General features: G+C 72.4%; 5 protein-coding genes. 2 read left to right on the top strand and 3 right to left on the bottom strand.

What is annotated here, in order from left to right; all coding sequences use genetic code 11:
- Window positions 1-60: 60 nt before the first annotated feature.
- Together WML84_RS13175 and WML84_RS13180 are read left to right on the top strand one after the other, a co-directional pair.
- Window positions 61-630, top strand: coding sequence for a PadR family transcriptional regulator (locus tag WML84_RS13175; protein WP_347346597.1), 570 nt, complete (start codon window positions 61-63; stop codon window positions 628-630).
- 4 nt (window positions 631-634) lie between these two features.
- Window positions 635-2,356 (top strand): AarF/UbiB family protein, encoded by a 1,722-nt coding sequence (locus WML84_RS13180; RefSeq protein ID WP_347346598.1) that lies wholly within the window; start codon window positions 635-637, stop codon window positions 2,354-2,356.
- 24 nt (window positions 2,357-2,380) lie between these two features.
- On the opposite strand, the gene msrA is transcribed toward WML84_RS13180, so the two are convergent.
- From msrA to WML84_RS13195, 3 genes are all read right to left on the bottom strand, one after another.
- Window positions 2,381-2,935 carry a peptide-methionine (S)-S-oxide reductase MsrA gene (gene msrA / locus WML84_RS13185; RefSeq protein WP_347346599.1) on the bottom strand — a complete coding sequence of 185 codons (555 nt, stop codon included), beginning with the start codon at window positions 2,933-2,935 and terminating at the stop codon, window positions 2,381-2,383.
- Between the two features lie 179 nt (window positions 2,936-3,114).
- Window positions 3,115-3,516, bottom strand: coding sequence for a RidA family protein (locus WML84_RS13190; RefSeq protein ID WP_347346600.1), 402 nt, complete (start codon window positions 3,514-3,516; stop codon window positions 3,115-3,117).
- Between the two features lie 318 nt (window positions 3,517-3,834).
- A partial coding sequence (locus WML84_RS13195; RefSeq protein ID WP_347346601.1) for a hypothetical protein occupies window positions 3,835-4,399 on the bottom strand: 565 nt, incomplete at its 5' end.

The raw sequence follows: 4,399 nt of genomic DNA on the forward strand, positions 1-4,399 counted from the left end.
TGAACGATATATCGTTATATATCGGCGAGCCGTCGGTGGCTCGGCGCCGAGGAGGTCATCATGAGCGGTTCGAATCTGGGCGACTGGTTCGGGACGGGTCCGCACGGACCGGGTGCGGGGCGACCGGGCGGCGGCCTCTGGGAGGCGATGGAGCAGCTCCGCGGGATGTTCGAGCAGAAGACCGGCGGCACGAGGATGGGGCGCGGCGACGTGCGCACCGCGGTCCTCGCGCTTCTCGCCGAGCGGCCGATGCACGGCTACCAGATCATCCAGGAGATCGAGGAGCGCAGCGGCGGCTCCTGGAAGCCGAGCCCCGGCTCGGTCTATCCCACGCTGCAGCTGCTGACCGACGAGGGACTGGTCGACGCCGAGGAGTCGAACGGACGCAAGACCTACTCGCTCACCGACGAGGGCCGTCAGGTCGCCGACGCGGCGGCGGACCGGTCCGCCCCGTGGGAGACGCAGGCCCCCAAGGAGGGCGCGCGGGCGGCGCTGCCGAAGGCCGGCTTCGAGCTCGCTCAGGCCGTCGCCCAGGTGGGCCGTTCCGGATCGACGGAGCAGGTGCAGCAGGCCGTCGAGGTGCTGGCCGAGGCCCGGCGCAGGCTCTACTCGATCCTCGCCCAGGACTGATCGGATGCCGTCGGCTCCGGCCCGCGTCGAGCAGACCGCACGGGCCGACGCCGTGGGCGGGCGCGCCCGCTATCGCCGCATCCTGCGGTTCGCCGCCCGCTACATGGTGCAGGCGTGGTGGTACGAGCTCCTCCTGCCCCGCATCGGGCTGAGCCGCCTCGCGGCGCGCGGGCGCCCGGCACGGCTGCGCGGGATCGCCCGCAGCTTCCACGGCCTCGCGGTCTCGCTCGGCGGACTCATGATCAAGGTCGGGCAGTTCATGTCGTCGCGGCTCGACGTGCTGCCGCCCGAGATCACGAAGGAGCTCGAGGGGCTCCAGGACGAGGTGCCCGCGGTGGCGTTCGCCGCCATCCGCGCGCTCGCCGAGGAGGAGCTCGGCGTGCCGCTCGAGCGCGCCTACTCGTTCATGGACCCGGTGCCGGTGGCCGCGGCATCCCTCGGCCAGGCCCATCGGGCACGACTGTCGGCGGAGGACGCCGCCGACGCCGGCTTCGTCGACGTGGTCGTGAAGGTCCAGCGGCCCGGCATCGCGGCGATCGTCGACGTCGACCTCGCGGCCCTGCGCAGGGTCGCGGGGTGGCTGAGCCGCGTGCGCGTGGTCGCCGACCACGTCGACCTCCCCGCGCTCATCGAGGAGTTCGCACAGGTCTGTCGGCAGGAGATCGACTACCTCGCCGAGGCGCGCAACGCCGAGCGCTTCGCGGAGGACTTCGCGGGCGACCCGCGCGTGGCGGCGCCCGAGGTCGTGTGGGAGCGAACCACGCGGCGCGTGCTGACCCTGGCCGACGTGACCGCGATCAAGATCAACGACGTCGAGGGGCTGCGCGCCGCCGGCATCGACCCCTCCGCGGTCGCCGCCGAGTTCGCCGCCGTGATGTTCGACCAGCTGTTCGAGCACGGCTTCTTCCACGCCGACCCGCATCCCGGCAACGTCTTCGTCACGCCCACACCGGGCGGCGAGCGGCCGTGGACCCTCACCTTCGTCGACTTCGGCATGATGGGCGAGGTGCCCGACCGCCTGCGGCACGACCTGCAGCAGGTCGTGATCGCGGTCGCGTCACGGAACGGCCCGCGGCTGGTCGACAGCATCCGCGACGTCGGCGTGCTGCTTCCGTCGGCCGACACCGCCGAGCTCGAGCGGGCGATGACGGCCCTGTTCGCCCGGTTCGGCGGCATGGGCTTCGCTCAGCTCAAAGAGGTCGACCCGCGCGAGTTCCAGGCGTTCGCGGTCGAGTTCGGCGACGTCATGCGCGCGCTGCCGTTCCAGCTGCCGGAGAACTTCCTGCTCATCGTGCGCGCCGTCTCGCTCACGTCGGGCATGTGCAGCGGGCTCGATCCCGACTTCAACATCTGGGATGCCGTCGAGCCCTACTCCGCGCGGCTCCTCCGCGAGGAGCGCGGCAACCTCCTCGAGACGATCGCGAAGGAGGCGCTGTCGACCGCCGCGATCCTCGCGCGCCTGCCGCGCCGGCTCGACGACGTCGTGACCAGGATGGAGAACGGGAGGCTCGACGTCGACGTGCCGCGGCTCGAGCGGCGGATGCGGAGACTCGAGCGGATCGGACGGCGGGTGGTGTCCGCCGTGCTGTTCGCGGGGCTGCTCATCGGCGGCATCCTGCTTCGCGTCGACGACGTGCTCGTCGGCACGATCCTGATGGCGGCGTCGGCGGTGCCGCTGCTGCACGCGGTGCTCGCGGGCGCGGGCGAGCGGCGCGGACCGCGATAGTCCCCGGCCCGCGCCAGCGCGGGGTCAGACGGTCGCGTCGCTGCGCTTGGGCAGCACCCACCCGGCGCGCGGGAAGTGGCACGTGTAGCCCGCGGGATAGCGCAGCAGGTAGTCCTGGTGCTCGGGCTCGGCCTCCCAGAACGGGCCGGCGGGCTCGATCGTCGTGACGGCGGGCCCCGGCCACAGGCCGGAGGCGTCGACGTCGGCGATCGTGTCGCGCGCGACGCGCTCCTGCTCCTCGGTGAGGGGGAAGATCGCCGACCGGTAGCTCGAGCCGAGGTCGTTGCCCTGGCGGTTCAGCGTCGACGGGTCGTGGATCTGGAAGAAGAACGCGAGGATGTCGCGGAACGTCGTGACGGCCGGGTCGAAGACGATCTCGAGCGCCTCGGCGTGGCCCGGGTGGTTGCGGTACGTCGCGTGGTCGTTCTGGCCGCCGGTGTAGCCGACGCGCGTGCCGAGCACGCCGGGCTGGCGGCGGATGAGATCCTCCATGCCCCAGAAGCAGCCGCCGGCGAGGACGGCCGTCTCGGTGCCGGGGGTGCGGGTGATGGCTCCGGTGTCGGTCCTGCCGCTGGTCATGGGAGTGCTCCTTCGAGACGGGTGCTGTCGAACAATCTACCGCGGGGCCGTGTCGCGACTCCGGTCCGGTGGTCCCTCGTCCCGTGGCGACCCACGCTTCTGGAACAACCGATCACACCGCCGATTTGGTCCCGCGAAGCTGAGAGCCGCGTGTGAATCGGATGCTCGACGCGTCGGCTTCAGTCCGGAACGATCGCGGCGATCGCGCTCACCTCGATGAGGGCGCCGGGCACGCCGAGCCCGGCGACGCGCCCGCCTGTCACGAGCGGCGGGGCGCCCAGGGTCGCGAGGCGTGGCGCGATCGCGCCGTAGGCCGCGCGGAGGTCGGCGTCGGCGACGATGAGGACGGTCCACTGCACGACGTCGGCGAGCGACGCCCCCGCCGCCGCGAGCGCGATGCTCGCGTTGTCGAGCGCTCGGATCGCCTGCTCGGCGACGTCGTCCGAGACGACGGCTCCCGTGGCGTCGACGCCGTTCTGACCGCCCACGTAGATCGTGGTCGCTCCGGCGGGGACGACGGCGACATGGCTGAAGGCCGGGCTGACGACGAGGCCGTCCGGCTGGATGCGTGTGATCTCCATGCGTCGATCCTGCCGAGGGGGTCCGACATCGGCCCTGCGGTCGCGCGCGTCGTCGTCGGCCGACGAGCACGCTCGAGCGGACCTCCGGCGGAGCGTCCCGCCGGCGCCCCACAGCATCCGGCATCCCTCGAGCTTCGGCGCCACTTCCCTGCGATGGCGCCACATATTCGTAGGGGCCATCGCAGGAAACTGGCGCCCACGCCCCAGACGAGGCCGCGGGATGCAGAAAGGTGTCGCCAATCGCACAGCGAAGGAACCGCCGACCGTGGGAAGGTGTCGCCAATCGCACCTGTGGTGAGCTCGGGCGAGGGCCGCGATTCAGTCCAGCAGGCCGACCCGGTCGGGGATCTCGAACGGCAGGTGCCGCAGCCACGCGGCCGGGTCGGGCCAGGGGCGCGACGACGGGAGGGTCGACAGCAGGCGACGGACGGTGGCATCCCGCGGCGTCGCGGGCGCGTGCGCGGCCAGCACCCGCTGCGGGGCGTGGTGCCCGAGCGCGCCGCACCACCAGTGCCGCCACGTGCCGGGCGCGTCCTGCGGCTCGAGCACGATGTAGTAGTCGGGCATGAGCGCCGCGCCGGTCTCGAACTGCGCGAGCGCGTGCTCGACCTCGGCCTCGAGGGCGCCGAGGGTCGAGCGCTCCTCGAAGAGCTCGACCCACGCGGCCGCGACGTGCTCGAGCGGGTCGGCGTCGTGGACGATCCAGGGGGTGCCTGACGCCGCGATCCGCCGGTTCGCGAGCGCCGGCTCGCTGCCTTGCAGCGAGAGGGCCTCGACGCCCGGCATGCCGTCGAACGTCGCGAGCGCATCCTCCGCGTGCTCGCCGACGATCGCGACGATGGTGCCCGAGTTGATGGAGTGCTCCATGTTCCATTTTACGTCC

Source organism: Microbacterium sp., assembly GCF_039812165.1.
Lineage (GTDB): Bacteria > Actinomycetota > Actinomycetes > Actinomycetales > Microbacteriaceae > Microbacterium.

Bases quoted from the DNA above. Each gene is read 5' to 3' on its own strand.
- msrA (WP_347346599.1), bottom strand. From the start codon at position 2,935: ATGACCAGCGGCAGGACCGACACCGGAGCCATCACCCGCACCCCCGGC.
- WML84_RS13180 (WP_347346598.1), top strand. From the start codon at position 635: ATGCCGTCGGCTCCGGCCCGCGTCGAGCAGACCGCACGGGCCGACGCC.
- WML84_RS13190 (WP_347346600.1), bottom strand. From the start codon at position 3,516: ATGGAGATCACACGCATCCAGCCGGACGGCCTCGTCGTCAGCCCGGCC.
- WML84_RS13175 (WP_347346597.1), top strand. From the start codon at position 61: ATGAGCGGTTCGAATCTGGGCGACTGGTTCGGGACGGGTCCGCACGGA.